The sequence below is a fragment of the Myroides phaeus genome, assembly GCF_900099675.1.
In the GTDB taxonomy this organism is placed as follows: Bacteria; Bacteroidota; Bacteroidia; order Flavobacteriales; family Flavobacteriaceae; genus Flavobacterium; species Flavobacterium phaeum.
The window spans coordinates 64,143-81,495 of sequence record NZ_FNDQ01000012.1 but is presented as its reverse complement, the minus strand read 5'-3'; the positions used below and the strand labels follow the sequence as shown (position 1 = coordinate 81,495).

Sequence of the window (17,353 nt, the reverse complement as noted above, 5' to 3'; positions counted from 1 at the left end):
TATGTTATCTAATTACTGGGAGAAAAATATAAAAATGTTTACAACTTATCTAAAGTTGGAAAGGGGATTGTCAGAAAATTCTTTGGAGAGTTATGAACTTGATGTTCGCAAGTTTCTGATGTATTTAGGTGGATATGAACAAGAGTATAAGCTTGAGGAAATTGACACATCTTTAGTGCAAGAGTTTTTATATTCAATTGCAGAAATTGTAGCGCCTACTACCCAAGCACGTATTATTTCAGGATTGAAGAATTTTTTTAATTATTTTATTCTTGAAGGATATATAGAGAAATCACCTGTTGAGTTGATAGAAGCACCTAAAACAGGGCGCAAATTACCAGATACACTTAGTTTAGAGGAAATAGATTTGTTAATTAGCGCAATTGATCAGTCAACACCAGAAGGTTTTAGAAATAAGGTGATGTTAGAGGTGTTGTATAGTTGCGGACTTCGCGTTAGTGAATTGGTTGGTTTGCGACTATCTGATTTGTTTTTTGAAGAAGGGTTTATTCGTGTAATAGGTAAGGGAAGTAAACATAGGTTTGTGCCTATTGATGAGCACTCGATGGAGTTAATCACTTTATATATAAATACTATTCGCTCACAATACACAGTAAAAAAAGAGAGTAGTGATATTGTTTTTTTAAATCGAAGGGGAGCACAATTAACACGTGCGATGATATTTACGATTATAAAGCGCTTAGCCATAGAAGTAGAGTTAAACAAGAATATAAGTCCACATACCTTTCGTCATTCATTTGCAACGCATCTATTAGAGAATGGTGCGGACATTAGGGCAATTCAGGTAATGTTAGGACACGAATCTATTACAACGACAGAAATATATACACATATTACAACAGAACGTTTAAGAGTGGTTTTAGAGGATTATCATCCAAGGTCAAAGAAATAGCTAATATTTATTGGTCTGCTTGTTTAAGTTTAGTGTTTAAGGTGTTTGGTCAAATGCAGTAAAAAAATATGAATTGTGGCTAATTTATAAGAAGTAGATAGATGTTGGATAATAATAAATAGCAGACTATTTTGCTTAACACAAATAAAAATAAGCTGGCAGGTAGATCTATGGGGGGTATATATGAGAAAAGTAGTTTGGCTTTAGTTTCACTCTTCTAAAAATGGAAGTGATTATAATTTAGAAGAGCTATTTGATGAACAAGATGAATAAAGAACATTAGTTTTAAGCATAAAAAAAGGAGTTATTGAAAAATAACTCCTTTTTTGTTTTATTATTTAGCAATGTTAATTGCTCTTGTTTCTCTAATTACAGTGATTTTCACTTGACCTGGGTAAGTCATTTCTGTTTGAATTTTTTGAGAAATATCAAACGAAAGCGTTGCCGCCATATCATCAGTTACTTTTTCACTCTCTACGATTACACGTAATTCTCTACCAGCTTGAATAGCATAAGCATTTTTCACACCGTTGAATTCGTTAGCAATGCTTTCAAGATCTTTTAGACGTTGGATGTAAGAATCTAATACTTGACGTCTTGCACCTGGTCTTGCTCCAGAAATAGCATCACATACTTGAATAATAGGAGCAATTAACGTAGTCATTTCGATTTCGTCGTGGTGAGCTCCAATAGCGTTACAAACCTCTGGTTTTTCACCATATTTCTCAGCCCATTGCATACCTAAGATTGCGTGTGGTAGTTCGCTTTCTGTTTCTGGCACTTTACCAATATCGTGAAGTAATCCAGCACGTTTAGCTAACTTAACATTTAATCCTAATTCAGCCGCCATCAAACCACAAAGCTTAGCAACCTCTCTTGAGTGTTGTAGTAAGTTCTGTCCATAAGATGAACGGTATTTCATTCTACCTACTATTTTGATTAATTCAGGGTGTAATCCGTGAATTCCTAAATCAATAACAGTTCTTTTACCAATTTCAATGATCTCCTCTTCAATTTGCTTAGTAGTTTTAGCAACTACCTCTTCAATTCTTGCAGGGTGAATACGACCATCTGTTACTAAACGGTGTAAAGATAAACGAGCAATCTCTCTTCTTACTGGGTCAAAACAAGAAAGGATAATAGCTTCTGGAGTATCGTCAACGATGATTTCTACACCAGTTGCAGCTTCAATAGCTCTAATATTTCTTCCTTCTCTACCAATAATTCTACCTTTTACATCATCAGATTCGATATTGAATACAGATACACAGTTTTCAACTGCTTCTTCTGTTCCAATACGTTGGATAGTATTGATAATAATCTTTTTAGCTTCTTGTTGAGCAGTAAGTTTCGCCTCTTCAATTGTTTCTTGAATAGATGCCATTGCGTTTGCTTTAGCTTCTGTTTTTAAACTTTCAATGATTTGGTTTTTAGCTTCTTCTGCAGTTAACCCAGAGATTATTTCTAATTGTTCAACTTGAGTACGGTGAAGTTTTTCAATTTCCTCTTGTTTTCTTTCAATAATTTCAAGTTTATGATTGTAATCTTTAACTCTTTTTTCTCCTTCTTCAACAGCCTTCTTTGCTTTAGCTAATTCACTTGAGATTTGAGATTCTTTATCTCTTGTTCTCTTTTCAGCTTCAGCAATTTTTTTATCTCTACTTAATATTACTTGCTCGTGTTCAGATTTTAATTCAATGAATTTCTCTTTTGCTTGTAATATTTTTTCTTTCTTGATTGCTTCACCTTCTGCTTTTGCGTCACGTAAAATTGTCTTTACTTCCCCCTCTGCGTTTTTCAATATAGAAGAAGCATGGTTTTTTTCAAGGTATTTTGCTACCATGAAGCCTATTGCGGCACCGATCACAATTCCTCCAATGGTCATCAATAATATTTCCATAAATGTTCCTATAAATTATATATAAAAAAAGCTCACATCAGTTTGAGTCGCGTAAACTCTCTAAATAACAAGTTTTGAGTTAGCCTGCTGTTCAAGGATCTGCTTAACGCAGCGTGCTTTAGTAGCAAAGATTCACCCATTTTAATTTGTTTGTGTTGAGTTTATCAAACAGTACTAATGTGAGCAGTATTTTTAGTCTTATGTAAAGAACGTGATGTCGAATTTATTTTGATAGAATACGATCTAAAGCTTCATCCAGTTTTATTAATCTATCCACAGCTTTTGTATATCCTTCTGTAGTGTCAATTGTTTTCTGTTCTTTTTGCGAGGCAAACTGTAATGCACACATCGCTAAAACATCTTGCTTATCTCTAACAGCATAATTTTCTTCAAATTGATGAATCATTATATCAATTTTCTTAGAAGCAGAACGCAAGGCCTCCTCCTGAGAATAACCAACTGTTAGTGGGTAAACCCTATCTGCAATTGATAATTTAATCTTTAATTGTTCATCATTTTTACTCATATACCCCTATTTTGTGAGATGAGCTATACATTGATCGATTTCTTTAATCAATGAATTTATCTTCAGTTTCGTATCTCTTCTATTCTCTTCACTGCCCAATAGTGAACTCGCTAAACGTAACGATTCATACTTTTCATAAATTGAATCTAACTGCTTTTCATTTCTTCGAATTTCCTCTTCTGCTGAAAGCAAAGTCTTTTTCAACTCTGTATTTTCAGCTTCTAATACATTCAGTCTTTGTACAAGTCTTGCAAACTTAATTTCCAAAGAATTGACAACATCAGTTAGTTCACTCATTACGCTTAATATTCACTATCCTAATACTACAAAGTTACAATTAGTATTCATATTTAAAAAGCTTTCATAAAAAAAAAAGAAAATTTCTGTACATAATTTACAAGCTGTTAGCTATGTTGTTCATTTTAAGTTATAATACTAATTATTTTGGCTGTTATTATGTATTTTAGCCAAAAAGTTTTATTGTTATGAATGTAAGAGTACTTACTGGTATTATCTTATGCGGTTTCGGTGTTTACGCTCAAAATAACAACGCCCTTCAATTTGACAATCCATTACATATTCCTATTAATGCTTCTGGTAATTTTGGAGAGTTAAGAGGAACTCACTTCCACGCCGGACTTGATATTAAGACGCAACAGCGTACAGGACTACCGGTTTATGCTCCTGCTGATGGTTACGTATCGCGAATTAAAGTTTCTACTTGGGGATATGGTAAAGCTTTATATATCGATCATCCAAATGGACAAACAACTGTTTACGGACACTTGGATAGCTATGCTGGCGAAATTGCGGATTTAGTGAAAAACAGACATTATGCTGAAAAGAGTTTTGAAATTGAAATATTTCCTCGTAAAAATCAACTTGCTGTAAAACGTGGACAAATTATTGCCTATACTGGTAATACGGGTGGCTCTGGTGGACCACATTTACACTATGAGTTTAGAGATACGCAGACGCAACAAATCTTAAACCCATTGGGTGAGGGAATGGATAAAATGTTGACTGATACGCAGGTTCCTTCTGTTAATGCCGTTTTTGTCTATCCATTGAGTGATGATGCAGTTGTAAACCAAGGACAAATTCCTCAGCAATTATCGTATGTTACTCAAAGTGATGGAACGCTTTTAGTTTCGCCTATTAAAGCGAAAGGGACTATTGGTTTTGGAATTGATATTCACGATACGGCTAATTTCAACACAAATAAAAATGGTGTTTATGCTGTTGAAACATTTGTAAATAGCAAGCGCGTCTTTAATTATAAGTTCGACCGTTTTTCATTTGCTGAAAGCGGATTGGTTAATGCATTAATTGACTATGAACGCTTTGTTACAACAAGAAAGAAAGTACAGAAGTTGTTTTATGACAAACCTTATAATCTTTCGGTTTTATCAATAGATGCTTCTAAAGGACAAATTAATGTGAAAGCAGGGGAGAATTATACGTATAAAATCGTGCTGGCTGATTATCACGGAAACACAAAAACAATTAGCATTCCGGTTGAATATGCTGATGAAGTAGTTCAGAATACAAGAAAAGTGGAGTCGGGAGAGTATAAAATTAATGCAGATAGAGATTATATTTTTGAAAAGGAGAACGTAACAGTGAGTATACCTGTTAAAGCGTTTTACAATGATTTTGAAATGAATATGTCTGTTGCAAATAATGTGTTGAAATTACATAAGCCTGTTGTTCCAATGGCGAAAAGTATTGCCATTACATTTGATACTTCTAATATGGATATATCAAATAGAGATAAAGCATTTATCGCTCGTGTTGATGGGGGAAAAAGAGATTATTTCAAAACAACTAAAAAAGGAAATCTGTGGACTATCTACACAAAGAGTTTTGGAGACTATAAGATTTTAACGGATGAATTAGCACCTAAGATTTACAAACCGAGTTTTGAAGAAGGACAATGGATTAGTAGTGCAACAGAAGTTTCTTTTTTAATTTCTGATGATGTAGCTGGTATTTCATCTATTGTGGGAACAATTAACGGAAAATGGGCTTTGTTAGATTACGATTATAAAACAAAGAAAATTGTACATAAGTTTAGCGATAAGGTTGTTGTTTCAGGAAGAAATGACGTTGTTATAAAAGTTACTGATAATGTAGGAAATGAAGGTGTTTTTGAATCTCATTTCTTCATTAAATAGGCAATGAATATGTTTTTAAGGGTAGTCTATATAGTTGTAGGGAACTTTAGCTAAAAAATAGATTACTCATTTTGATGTATAAAAACACGAATTAAGTATCTTTGATTTATTAAACACTCATATTATGAAATTAGGCGTAGGATTGTTTTTAGGAATATTTTTAGTATTTGGAGCTTGTAAACAAGAAGAAGGGAAGCCAAAAGTTAGTTATAAAGACGAGAGTTCTTCTACGGTTGGTACTGAACCAGTAAAAGAAAAAGAAAGAGCAGAGGATATTCGTATCGCTGACTTACCTGTTTTAATGGGGCAGTCTAATTATTTAATTCACCCAGTTGGTGAAGTACGCGTTTATAGCTATACTTCTAAAAGTGGTATGAGTAAAGTAAGTCAAACTTCTTATACTGTTTCAAATTATGCACCTTTTGAATTAACAGGATATCTTGAGAATTTGATGTTTCAACACAAAGATTCTTTAGAAATTAGACCCTTGACGGATGCTAAAATACAAATCCAAAGTGTTACCTATTTAAACACTATTGCCGAGAAATTCAATAAGAATATTTTAGTGTATAGTATTTTTGACGCGGATACAAATAGAGATGGTAAGATTGACTCTAATGACATCAAGACACTCTACATTAGTAGGTCTAATGGGAAAAGTTTTAAAAGGTTGAGTGAAAACTTACACGAAGTGTTAGATTGGACTGTAATAGATGCTCAAAATAGATTGTACTTTAGAACAATTGAAGATATTAATAAAAATGGTGCGTTTGATAAAGATGATAATGTAAATTATTACTACATCAATTTATTAGATAAAGATTGGGAAGTGATTAGTTACGACCCTTTACGTGTAGAGAAAGAAATAGAAATTTTAGAATAAGATAAAAAAGCTCGTTGATTCAACGAGCTTTTTTTATGTTATAAATGCACCTTTTCTACTTGTTCTTTTAAAGCTTTATTCATCGCAATGAAACCAGCTAAAGTTTCAGTTTGTAATTTTTTTTTCAAGAAAGGAACAAGGATTCCTGAAAATTCTTCACAGTGGTAAAACTCACATTGTCCTTCATTAATCTGTTTTATTGTAAAACAATGGTGTCCGTCAAAAATACCTTTGCATAGTAATTTTCCTTTCCAACTAAAGTAGCGTTCTTTTCTATTGCTAAATACAATTGGTTTAAAAGACATTGTAGGAAGTTGAATAAACAAAGGCATTCCAATCACAGCCTGTCCTTCTATATGCGAAATAAAGGGATTCCAATTCGGGTATTCTTGAAAGTCCATTAATACATCCCAAATTTGTTTTTTAGTCGCTTGAATAGTTATACGTGTTTCTATTTTCATCTTGTCAAGTATATATATGACAAAGATGTGACTTCACAAACAAAGAACTATTGACTTTAATCAAGAAAATACCTTCTGAGAAGTTGCTATAGTATGCCTACATTTTTTCAACGATATAGTCGTCTTTCTTCGTTTCTCCAAGGTTAAAGTGCAAGACCTCACCATAGCCAACAGGAATTTTGAATGTATTTTCTAAAGGCGTATTCAAAAGATAATTCCACATACATCTCATAGGACCTCCGTGTGTAATTAATAAAACCTTGTTGTATTTCTGCTGTCTTAATTCGTCTAAAAAGGACGTTACTCTTTGTTGTACAGTCATAAGGTTCTCCCCATAAGGAGGAGATGTATTCACAATATCGCTCATCCAGTTGTCAAAACTTTGTTTCGAAATCTCATCCCAAGGTTGCATTTCCCAAGCTCCAAAATCCATTTCTAATAGCCTATCATCAGTGGAGTAAAACTGGTTGAATTCTTCTGCGATAAACGTACATCTTCTCAAAGGACTTGAAAAGATTGCATCAATATCGTTAGGTATTCGTTGCTTGGTTATTTTTATTTCATCTGTGTAGCCATTTAACAAGGGTACATCAGTTTGACCGTAGCATACGCCAGTGGGGACATCTACCGCGGTGTGTCGCATTACATAAATTTCCATAATAGTATAGTTGATAGGTAAAATAGCACTTCACATACTTGTTGTATGGTTCCTAAACAATCGCCTGTATATCCACCGATGTGTTTTTTAAAGTAATAAGCTAAATAGAGTTTACCCAAATAGCTGATAAAAAAACTGAGAATAAAAATCCAGTTGTTATAAAGGAAAAAGGGAACAAGTGTTATGGTAAGTGAAAATAATAATGATTGATAAGGTAACCTTTTATTAGCTAATGGTTTTGATTTACTTTGGTCTGTGTCGCGTACATATTGATGTGTGTAAATCATTGTAGAAGCGTGAAATCTACTGGTAATATGCGCATTTATTAGCGTAATGACTACTAATGAAATAGATGCACTTCCAAGTTCGTGTAAGGCAAGAAATTTTAGTAAAAGCAACAGTACAATACCAATTACGCCATAAGCACCAATACGACTATCCTTCATAATAGTCATTATTTTTTCTTTGCCATAACCACCACCAAAAGAATCACATACATCAGTAAAACCGTCTTCGTGAAATGCCCCTGTTAATAACACAGAGATACACATTGATAGTACAATAGCGATGTCAATTGAAAATAAGAATTGGAATAAGAAAAAGCTCGCTGCCGCCACACCACCTACGATATAACCAATAAAGGGAAAGTATCGCTGTGATTTATTCATTATTTCTTCGCTATACGGTATTTTAAACGGTATAGGTATTCTGGTGAAGAACATAATAGCTGTTGCAATATAAATTAGTTGCCTCCGAATCATTTGTTTGACACATTAGCAGATTGAAAACTTGCCATATTATTTAAAAAGGCAACAGCATTTTCGATAATAGGATAAGCTAAAGCACAGCCCGTCCCTTCTCCTAAGCGCATTCCTAAGTCTAAAATCGCTTTTTGTTCTAAAGAGCGAAGCATTAAGTTATGGCCAATTTCATCTGATTTATGACAGAATATCGCGTTGTTTATTATTTTAGGGTTAATTCTATTAGCACATAAAAAAGCACTTGAAGCAATAAAACCATCTACTAAGATAATCATATTGTGTTCATACGCTTCTAACATAGCAGCACACATTTGTGCAATTTCAAAACCACCAAAGAACATAAGTGTTTCTTGTGGTGTTTTTGGTTTTGGATGTGCGTCTAATACAGCAGTAAGTGTCTGTTTTTTCTGTTGCAATTGTTTTGCATTTAATCCAGTACCATTGCCTACACATTTATCAATTGGCAAGTCCAAGAAAACACTCATTAATAAAGAAGCAGAAGAAGTGTTTCCAATTCCCATTTCTCCAAAGCCAATAATATTTGTACCCTTTTTAGCGATATCACCTACTATCTTTTGTCCCATTTTGAAACAAAAGTTTAATTCACTTTCAGACATCGCCTGATTTGCTAATAAATTTTTTGTACCATATCCTGCCTTAGCATCTATTAATATTGGAGATAAAGGAAAGTTGTGGTTTACACCAGCATCCACAATTTTTAAGTCGATATTATTTTGTTTACAAAACACATTAATCGCCGCTCCTTCATTTAGAAAATTACTGACCATTTGAAACGTTACCTCTTGAGGATAGGCACTAATACCTTCTTTAGCTAAACCGTGGTCTGCTGCAAAAACCACAATTGTAGGATTAATAAGTTGTGGCGTTAAAGATTGTTGAATTCTCCCTATTTTAAAAGCAATATCCTCTAATAGTCCAAGTGCTTTTATTGGTTTTGTTTTTAAGTCAATTTTTTCTTGAAGTTGCTCGTCAAAAGTCATTGTGTAGTAAGTTGGTTTACACAAATATAACTTAATTCGTAATATATCAGTATAAGAATAAACGTTTATAAGGAAATTGATTTCTTTCTAATACGGCTGAGTGTCTCTGGTGTTATTCCTAAAATAGACGCAATATATTGATGAGGTATTTCATTGAATAGTCCCATGTATTCATTAAAAAAATGCGTATATCGTTGTTCTGCGTTAAGAGAAATAAATTGAAAGATACGCTGTTCCATCTGTTCAAAACAATGCGCTATAAACATTCTTTCTTTTGCAGACCAATTAGCAATTTGTTGTTCTAAAGTAAGATAATCTGATTTTGAAATCACAAGTGCCTGAATAGGTGTTAAGGCTTCAATATTCCATTTGCTTGTAGTGTTGAATAACCAGGCAGATAAGTCTGTTACAAAGTAATTAGGCATACTAATCCACTGCGTAATTTCCTTGTCGTCTTGTATAGCATATATTCTTGCAAAGCCAGATTGTATAAAGTAGAGGTGGTTACACTTTTGCGTGGTAGCAAGTAATAATTCACCCTTTTTAAAAGTAATTGGGGAGAATAAGTTTTCTGCTATTTTAATTTCTTCAACAGAAAGTTGTAAGCTACTTTGAAGTTTTTCTGAAAATGTTGGCATAGTCAAAAATAACAAAAAAGAAACGCCCTACGAAAAAAGTAGGGCGTTAATCAATTATTCTTGAGGAGTAGAATTATTCTTTAATTCTTCTTCCATTGCTTTTCTTTCTTTAATAAACTCTTCTAATTGTTTACCATATTTATGTGCCATTACTTCAGGAGAAAGCGATTTGTAAATCGTATCCAAGTATTTCACATTTGCATCATATAAATCAGTCAATGCAATATAAGGAGTAGCATCAGAATCTTTGTGATTTAATGCAAAGTTTACAGCGTTAAGGTATTTTCTAACCAAAAACTTTTTAGAAAGTTTAGTAATACTATCAATTTTAGCAGTATTATTTTCTTTCTCAGCGTTGAAACGCGCTACTAACAATTCGTTTTGCTTATCTAAAACAGCAGATCTTGTTTTTAAGTAGTTTTCGTATGTTTCTTGAGATTTAGACCCCGTTACTTTAGCATCAGCATAAAAATTCTTCAAAGTAGTATTAACAGTCATTTGCCCTGGTTCAGCAAAAAACATAATTTGGTTGTCTTGAGAATTTGTATGTCCTCTGTCTAACGTCAAAAAGAATACCTCTGGTGAATCAATATTTAAATCAAATTTAAAGCTTGAATCGCCAGTCACAGCTAAAGAGTCGATTGCTTTAAAAACAGTGTCTTGTATTTGATACAAGTATAAATTACCTTGTTTAAAGCCATCTACTTTTCCAGTAACAATTAAGTTACCTTTTCCGCTTTCTTTATTACAAGAAACGAAAAGTGCTCCAGTAGCTATTAAAAGAGTGTAAAGAATTTTTTTCATATTTTTATTTGAATAGGTCTAATCCAGGGATGTTTGGCATTCCGTCTTTAGCTGCAGCAGCTAATTCAGCTTCGTTAATAGTACCCGCTTTTTCAATAGCGCGGTTTAATACCATAACAAGATAATCTTCTAATTGCTCTTTATCTTCCATTAATTCATCAGCAATAGAAAGAGAACGAATAGTTCTGTTTGCAGTTAAAGTCACTTGCAATAAACCATCATTACTCTTATCGTCAATAAGAACAGTATCCAATCTTTTTTTAGTTTCTTCAATCTTCGCTTGGGTCTCTTGTAATTTACCCATCATACCCATTAAGTCTCCAAACATATCTAATGTATTAAAAATTTGTTGAGCAAAAATATTAAAATCTTTTGAAGTTCTACAGAAATGTTATAGAATACTTAAAATATAAAAAGCAGTCGTTTTTGAGTGAGTTGACAAGGGACAAAATTAAGGTGAAACGAGGTTATTTAATGCGATTTAGTAGGATGGGATTTTGTCTGCAATCAAAGATATCGATGATTTCAATTCTATTGTTAGGTTTGTTGAACCAATAGATGATTTTGTAGTTATCTTGAATGATAAAGCGAAAGCTTTGTTTTTTATCTTGTAAAAAAGTTTCTATCTGTCCAAGTTCAGGAAAAGATTTTAATATTATAATCGAATCAATAATCTTCTTGATAATCTTTTTAGAAAATTTAGCACTATTCTTAATTCGCGTGAAATTATAGATAGAATGTAGTTCTTCTTTTGCAAAATCTGTCCAATAGATCGTTACTTCCATTGTTCTATTTCTGAAAGTAAATCTTCATTTGAAGTAAGACGATTATTTTTAGAGTCAGAAAGTGATTTTTCAACTCTCTCTTTCAGTTCCTGAATACTCATCACTTCTTCTATTGTATCGTCATAGGAAATTGGCTCAGCATACAATAGGTTTTCTAAACGATTTATAAGTTCTTCATTGTGAACCTTTAGAAATTCTTTAATGAATTCTAATTTTCTTGTTTGTATATCCATTTACAACTTATTAATATTCAAAGTTATAAAAAAATAATAACAATTAAATTGTTTTTTTAGTTGTTGATAATTAGATAGTAATTATATGCAAAATGCTATTGGTCTTATTTGGTATGCTCCCAAAAAGCAAACACAATGCTCTTATTATGTTCCCATACATTTTCCATAATTCTGATGAGAGCAGTATGGTAGCATTCCAAAAACAACACATTGATTGCTGCTTAATTATAGTTGTTTATTGCACAAATGCTGTTTTGGGTATCACAGTAAACACGAGGCTTAGGCGAGTTTTGTTTATACCATGTACCACACAAGTTCGACACAACGCCCACATTCACTCGGAAACAGGGGGTGTTTTCCGAACATCTCTCGAATTTGTGTGGTGTCAGTGTCGAACATGGTACGACTATGATTAAAACCATAGTTGTGTAATAATAAACGAATGTTACTGTTTTAGAAGGATATAAAAGAACTTAGCAAGCTTGTATTGGGTTGATAAGCAGAATAAATGTCTGTTATATCTACTGCAAAAGTAGGAAGAGTCAAAACAAAGAAATCGGCAAAGCGGTTATTTTGACATCATCTGCTATCATTTGCTATCAAATGACATCATCTGCACTATAAACTTCGTCCCACTTTTGTACTCAGTTCTCTCTAAACCCTTATCTATAAAGGGATTGAAAGGGTTTTGGATAAGGGTTGTTCGGAGATACACCAGAGATAAGCCGTAGATACCTCACCTAAAGGCCTTTTTGGCGAACCATCTACGACTTATCTACGACTCATCTACGACTAAAGGCCGTATGAGATTGTAACGAATACTGGTTAAGTCCTGTGTTTATAAGGAGTTGAAGCAATTTCGCTTGAAAAGTGTAAACAGCAAAACGTATTATTTAATCTGTTTTAGTGTACTATTGTAAATTACGTAACCATTGTAGTTTAGACTGTTTATATTTTTATTATCAAAGTTATACCTCTTTTTTTTCCCCCTTAATCTAAATGCCTAAACTTTATGCCTACAAGTTATAAAACCTTACTTTTGTACTTTTAATGAATATGATGAAAATAGATATACAAGCGCCAGTTGCTAAGGTGAAACCTCACAAGATAACGGCACACAACCATACACGAATTGACAACTACTTTTGGTTAAACGACAGAGAAGATCAAGAAGTAATTGATTACTTAAATGCAGAGAATGCATATTACCAAGAGCAAACTGCTCATACACAAGAGTTTCAAAAGGATTTGTTTGAAGAAATGAAAGCGAGAGTTAAGGAAGATGATAGTTCGGTTCCTTATTTCTACAATGGTTATTACTATATTACTCGCTTTGAAAAAGGGCAATGTTATCCTATTATGTCTCGTAAAAAAGGCAGTATGGAGGCAGAAGAAGAAATTCTTTTTGACTGTAACCAAATGGCAGAAGGACACGCTTATTTCCATTTACGTGGAGTAAACGTTTCTGAAGACAACCAATGGGTTGCTTATGGTGTGGATACAGTTTCGCGTAGAGAATATACACTATATGTAAAGAACTTAATTACAGGTGAGATTTCTCCGATTGAAATTACAAATACAACGGGTAGTTCTACGTGGGCTGCAGATAATAAGACGTTGTTTTACTCTCGTAAAGATGAGGTAACGCTTAGAGCAGATAAGATTTATAAACACAAATTGGGAACTGCTGTTGACCAAGATGTATTGGTGTATTTTGAGGAGGATGAAACTTTTGATACGTATGTAAGTAAAGAAAAATCACATAAATATATTGTTATTGGTTCTGAAAGTACACTGACAAGTGAGTACCGTATATTAGAGTCTAATAACCCAGATGGAGAGTTTCGCGTTTTCCAAGAGCGTATTCGCGGTTTGGAGTACAATATTTCTCATTATGGAGAACACTTCTATGTAACGACTAACTTAGATGATGCAGACAACTTTAAGTTGATGAAATGTACAGAAACGCAAACATCTGTAGAAAACTGGGTTGAGGTAATCCCTCATCGCGAGGATGTATTGTTAGAGGATATTGATATTTTTAAAGATTATTTGGTTATTTCTGAGCGTTCAAACGGACTTGTTCACTTGCGTATTTTGCCTTGGAACAATCCTGAACAAGGGTATTATTTACCTTTCGGAAGTGAAACGTATAACGCTTATACAACAACGAATATTGACTTTGACACAGACATCTTGCGTTATGGTTACCAATCGTTAAATACGCCTGCTTCTATCATTGATTTCAATATGAAAACGAAAGAGAAAGAGGTGAAGAAGGAACAAGAGGTCTTGGGAACTTTTGACAAGAACGATTACGTAGAAGAACGTATTTGGGCTACAGCAAAAGACGGAGTAAAAGTGCCTATTTCAATGGTGTATAAAAAGGGAATGAAGAAAGATGGTTCTAATCCTTTCTTGTTATATGCTTATGGTTCGTACGGATATTCGATGGAACCTTATTTTTCAACGACGCGTTTGAGTTTGTTAGACAGAGGATTTGTGTATGCAATTGCACATATTCGCGGAGGGGAAGATATGGGACGTGATTGGTATGAAGATGGTAAGTTGTTAGAAAAGAAAAATACGTTTAACGACTTTATCGCTTGTTCTGAACACGTGATTAAAGAAGGATATACTTCTAAAGAACACTTGTATGCAGAGGGTGGTTCTGCAGGGGGAATGTTGATGGGGGTTATTGTAAACGAACGCCCTGATTTGTATAATGGTGTTATTGCACAAGTACCTTTTGTAGATGTGGTAACAACGATGTTAGACGATAGTATTCCGTTGACAACAGGGGAGTATGATGAGTGGGGTAACCCAAATGATAAAGAGTATTACGACTATATGTTGTCTTATTCGCCAATTGACAATGTAAAAGAGCAAGCCTATCCGAATATGTATGTATCTACGGGATTACACGATTCGCAAGTGCAATATTGGGAACCTGCAAAGTGGGTTGCTAAATTAAGAGCGATGAAAACAAATGACAATCAGTTATTTTTAGATACAAATATGGATGCAGGACACGGAGGAGCTTCAGGTAGATTTGAAGCTTTAAAAGAAGTAGCAAAAGAGTTTGCTTTTATGTTCGATTTAGAAGGAATTACGAAATAGTTAGCACTATTTTTTAGTAAATTTGTTAGGTATAAAGGAAGTCGATACAGCAATGTGAAGGCTATAATAAAAAATAAAATTATGAAAGAAGAGATTCAAGCGTATGATAATGTATTGTCTTTTGTAGGAAATACACCTTTAGTAAAATTGCCAAAAGCAACTGCTAAGTTAGAAGGAAACTTCTACGGAAAGGTTGAGGCTTTTAATGCAGGGCATTCTGCAAAAGATAGAATTGCTTTACATATCATTGAAACAGCTGAGAAGAAAGGGATTTTAAAACCTGGAGATACGATTGTAGAAACTACTTCTGGAAACACTGGATTTAGTATTGCAATGGTAAGTGCTATTAAGGGATACAAATGTGTGTTGTCTGTTAGTGATAAATCATCTCCGGATAAAATCGATATGTTACGTGCAATGGGAGCTACAGTTTATGTATGTCCTGCTAACGTAGCGGCTGATGACCCTCGTTCATATTACGAAGTTGCAAAACGCGTACATAAAGAATTACCTGGTTCTATTTATATCAACCAATATTTTAATGAGTTGAATACGGAGGCTCATTACTTATCTACTGGTCCTGAAATATGGAACCAAACAAATGGGAAGATTACACACTTTGTTTGTTGTTCTGGTACTGGTGGTACTATTTCTGGTACTGCAAGGTTCTTAAAGGAAATGAATCCTAACGTAAAAGTATTAGGTGTTGATGCTTATGGTTCTGTACTGAAAAAATACCACGAAACAGGTGAGTTAGACCCTAATGAAATTGCTCCTTATAAAATTGAGGGATTAGGTAAAAACCTTATTCCTACTGCGACTGACTTTTCTGTAATTGATAAGTTTATGAAAGTGACGGATAAGGATGCTGCACAAGCTGCTCGCGAATTAGCTCGTACAGAAGGATTGTTCTTAGGATATACTTCTGGTGCTGTGTTACAAGCAACAAGACAATATGCTGCTGAAGGTGAGTTTGACAAGGATAGCGTTGTTGTAATGTTATTCCCAGACCACGGTTCTCGTTATATGAGTAAAATTTATAGCGACGCTTGGATGGAGCAACAAGGATTTTTAGATGGAGAGCCTAAAAATGAAATCAACTACGTGAAGTAAGCTTTGCGTTATGCTATAGAAAAGCACCTCAATTGAGGTGCTTTTTTTGTATGTGATAGTTCGTTTGATAGTATCATATGATACTATCAAACGATGTGTTTTTGTGTAATGTGTTGTTTTTTAGTTATTTGTAAAAATACTGTTTTAGTTTATTTTTTCTTTTGGAAGATTAAATAATGCCGCGATAATTATAAAGCCAATTCCCGTGATAGAAGGAGGGAGCATATTCGCTTTTGTGCCTAAGTAAATCATATAAATTCCTAAAATGATTAGGAGAATAGATAGTGCTTTTTTTAACATAGTAGTTGGTTTTTATAAGGTTAAGGTATTTTCAAATATAGTTAATTATTTTAATGCGATTCTTTATATAATAGTAGTTGCGTTTGAAGAGAAGTCATAGATACTATAAAATCAAATAGTCAATAGCATCAAAGTTTTTTGAAAAAAGATGTAACAATCAGAGTCTTTTACTCACTAATAGGGTAAACCAAAAGTAGAATTATGAAATTAGTTATAGAAAATTTAAGTAAGACTTATAAAAATGGGGTTAAAGCATTAGATGGTTTAAATTTAGAGATAGGTGCAGGAATGTTTGGATTATTAGGACCGAATGGTGCTGGTAAATCTTCGTTAATGCGTACGATTGCTACGTTGCAAAAACCAGATAGTGGTTCTATTCATTTTGGTGATATCAATGTGTTAGAACAGCAAAATGAGTTTAGAAAAATACTGGGGTATCTGCCTCAAGATTTCGGTGTTTACCCGAATATGTCAGCCCTTGATTTGTTAGAGTATTTCGCGCGTTTGAAAGGTATTTCAAATGCAAAACAACGCAGTGAAATTGTAAAAAGCGTATTGGATGTTACAAATTTATACGAGGTAAGACGCAAAAGTGTTAGTGGTTATTCAGGAGGAATGAAACAGCGCTTTGGAATTGCTCAGTTGTTGTTAAATGACCCTAAATTGATTATTGTAGATGAACCTACTGCGGGATTAGACCCTGCAGAAAGACACCGTTTTCTAAATGTACTTCGCGAGATTGGTAATAATAATACGGTTATCTTCTCGACGCATATTGTAGATGATGTAAATGAATTATGTCACGAGATGGCTATTTTGAACGGAGGAAAACTATTAGAAAGAAGTACGCCTAAGCAAGCAGAACAAAAGTTAGAGGGAATGATTTGGACGAAGGAGGTTGTTCGTGAAGAGGCTGAGGTGTTAAACAAAGAATTGACTATTCTTTCTGGAAAATACAACCAAGACAATAAACTAAATGTACGTGCTTACTCACAAAACTCTTTAGCTGATGCTGGATTTACACAAGTGAAACCAAACTTAGAGGATGTTTATTTTGTGGCACTTAAAAACGATTAAGCT

Annotated in this window: 19 protein-coding genes and 1 other RNA gene; 6 read left to right on the top strand and 14 right to left on the bottom strand. The window is 33.7% G+C overall.

From position 1 onward, the window contains the following. Nucleotide 1 precedes the first annotated feature (1 nt). Complete coding sequence (gene xerD, locus BLT46_RS07855; protein WP_090408781.1) at nt 2-913, top strand: site-specific tyrosine recombinase XerD; 912 nt, start codon at nt 2-4, stop codon at nt 911-913. A gap of 334 nt (nt 914-1,247) precedes the next feature. Here the strand turns inward: xerD and rny are convergent, their stop codons facing one another. The 4 genes from rny to BLT46_RS07835 form a co-directional block, all read right to left on the bottom strand. Beyond that, nucleotides 1,248-2,813, bottom strand: a complete 1,566-nt coding sequence (rny, locus tag BLT46_RS07850) for a ribonuclease Y (RefSeq protein ID WP_090408778.1) — start codon at nt 2,811-2,813, stop codon at nt 1,248-1,250. A gap of 53 nt (nt 2,814-2,866) precedes the next feature. Continuing rightward, nucleotides 2,867-2,974: non-coding RNA, 6S RNA (gene ssrS / locus BLT46_RS07845), on the bottom strand. Between the two features lie 62 nt (nt 2,975-3,036). Beyond that, nucleotides 3,037-3,339, bottom strand: a complete 303-nt coding sequence (locus tag BLT46_RS07840) for a cell division protein ZapA (protein ID WP_090408775.1) — start codon at nt 3,337-3,339, stop codon at nt 3,037-3,039. A gap of 6 nt (nt 3,340-3,345) precedes the next feature. Further along, the gene (locus BLT46_RS07835; protein ID WP_090408772.1) at nt 3,346-3,636 is read right to left on the bottom strand and encodes a hypothetical protein; all 291 of its coding nucleotides are present in this window, start codon (nt 3,634-3,636) and stop codon (nt 3,346-3,348) included. A gap of 188 nt (nt 3,637-3,824) precedes the next feature. On the opposite strand from BLT46_RS07835, the gene BLT46_RS07830 reads away from it, so the two are divergent. Next, nucleotides 3,825-5,516, top strand: coding sequence for a M23 family metallopeptidase (locus BLT46_RS07830; RefSeq protein ID WP_090408769.1), 1,692 nt, complete (start codon nt 3,825-3,827; stop codon nt 5,514-5,516). Between the two features lie 124 nt (nt 5,517-5,640). Then, nucleotides 5,641-6,399 carry a hypothetical protein gene (locus BLT46_RS07825; RefSeq protein ID WP_090408764.1) on the top strand — a complete coding sequence of 253 codons (759 nt, stop codon included), beginning with the start codon at nt 5,641-5,643 and terminating at the stop codon, nt 6,397-6,399. Between the two features lie 38 nt (nt 6,400-6,437). On the opposite strand, the gene BLT46_RS07820 is transcribed toward BLT46_RS07825, so the two are convergent. The 9 genes from BLT46_RS07820 to BLT46_RS07780 all read right to left on the bottom strand — a co-directional run bounded on the left by BLT46_RS07820 (nt 6,438) and on the right by BLT46_RS07780 (nt 11,740). Then, the gene (locus BLT46_RS07820; protein WP_090408761.1) at nt 6,438-6,860 is read right to left on the bottom strand and encodes an SRPBCC domain-containing protein; all 423 of its coding nucleotides are present in this window, start codon (nt 6,858-6,860) and stop codon (nt 6,438-6,440) included. Between the two features lie 97 nt (nt 6,861-6,957). Then, nucleotides 6,958-7,518: an alpha-ribazole phosphatase gene (gene cobC, locus BLT46_RS07815; protein ID WP_090408759.1), complete on the bottom strand. Its 561-nt coding sequence runs from the start codon at nt 7,516-7,518 to the stop codon at nt 6,958-6,960. Beyond that, the gene (locus tag BLT46_RS07810; protein ID WP_090408756.1) at nt 7,503-8,279 is read right to left on the bottom strand and encodes an adenosylcobinamide-GDP ribazoletransferase; all 777 of its coding nucleotides are present in this window, start codon (nt 8,277-8,279) and stop codon (nt 7,503-7,505) included. Before BLT46_RS07810 ends, cobC begins: the two co-directional genes overlap by 16 nt. Then, nucleotides 8,276-9,280 carry a nicotinate-nucleotide--dimethylbenzimidazole phosphoribosyltransferase gene (gene cobT / locus BLT46_RS07805; RefSeq protein ID WP_090408753.1) on the bottom strand — a complete coding sequence of 335 codons (1,005 nt, stop codon included), beginning with the start codon at nt 9,278-9,280 and terminating at the stop codon, nt 8,276-8,278. The genes BLT46_RS07810 and cobT overlap by 4 nt, the downstream gene beginning before the upstream one ends. Before the next feature lie 65 nt (nt 9,281-9,345). Then, on the bottom strand, nt 9,346-9,918 hold the full coding sequence (locus tag BLT46_RS07800) for a Crp/Fnr family transcriptional regulator (protein ID WP_090408750.1): 573 nt from the start codon (nt 9,916-9,918) through the stop codon (nt 9,346-9,348). Between the two features lie 54 nt (nt 9,919-9,972). Continuing rightward, complete coding sequence (locus tag BLT46_RS07795; protein WP_090408748.1) at nt 9,973-10,722, bottom strand: DUF4369 domain-containing protein; 750 nt, start codon at nt 10,720-10,722, stop codon at nt 9,973-9,975. Between the two features lie 4 nt (nt 10,723-10,726). Beyond that, nucleotides 10,727-11,050: a YbaB/EbfC family nucleoid-associated protein gene (locus BLT46_RS07790; RefSeq protein WP_090408745.1), complete on the bottom strand. Its 324-nt coding sequence runs from the start codon at nt 11,048-11,050 to the stop codon at nt 10,727-10,729. 139 nt (nt 11,051-11,189) lie between these two features. After that, nucleotides 11,190-11,507, bottom strand: a complete 318-nt coding sequence (locus BLT46_RS07785) for a type II toxin-antitoxin system RelE/ParE family toxin (RefSeq protein ID WP_090408743.1) — start codon at nt 11,505-11,507, stop codon at nt 11,190-11,192. Next, nucleotides 11,498-11,740: a hypothetical protein gene (locus BLT46_RS07780; RefSeq protein WP_090408740.1), complete on the bottom strand. Its 243-nt coding sequence runs from the start codon at nt 11,738-11,740 to the stop codon at nt 11,498-11,500. Before BLT46_RS07780 ends, BLT46_RS07785 begins: the two co-directional genes overlap by 10 nt. 1,059 nt (nt 11,741-12,799) lie before the next feature. Between BLT46_RS07780 and BLT46_RS07775 the strand changes: the two genes are divergently transcribed. Continuing rightward, complete coding sequence (locus BLT46_RS07775) at nt 12,800-14,860, top strand: S9 family peptidase (protein ID WP_090408738.1); 2,061 nt, start codon at nt 12,800-12,802, stop codon at nt 14,858-14,860. 81 nt (nt 14,861-14,941) lie between these two features. Continuing rightward, a complete protein-coding gene (locus BLT46_RS07770; RefSeq protein ID WP_090408843.1) occupies nt 14,942-15,973 on the top strand; it encodes a cysteate synthase in 1,032 nt (343 codons plus the stop codon). A gap of 144 nt (nt 15,974-16,117) precedes the next feature. Here BLT46_RS07770 and BLT46_RS13190 read toward each other — a convergent pair whose 3' ends face one another. Further along, nucleotides 16,118-16,273 (bottom strand): hypothetical protein, encoded by a 156-nt coding sequence (locus BLT46_RS13190; RefSeq protein WP_176770741.1) that lies wholly within the window; start codon nt 16,271-16,273, stop codon nt 16,118-16,120. Nucleotides 16,274-16,474: 201 nt separating this feature from the next. Between BLT46_RS13190 and BLT46_RS07765 the strand changes: the two genes are divergently transcribed. Next, nucleotides 16,475-17,350, top strand: a complete 876-nt coding sequence (locus tag BLT46_RS07765; RefSeq protein ID WP_090408735.1) for an ABC transporter ATP-binding protein — start codon at nt 16,475-16,477, stop codon at nt 17,348-17,350. Nucleotides 17,351-17,353 lie beyond the last annotated feature (3 nt).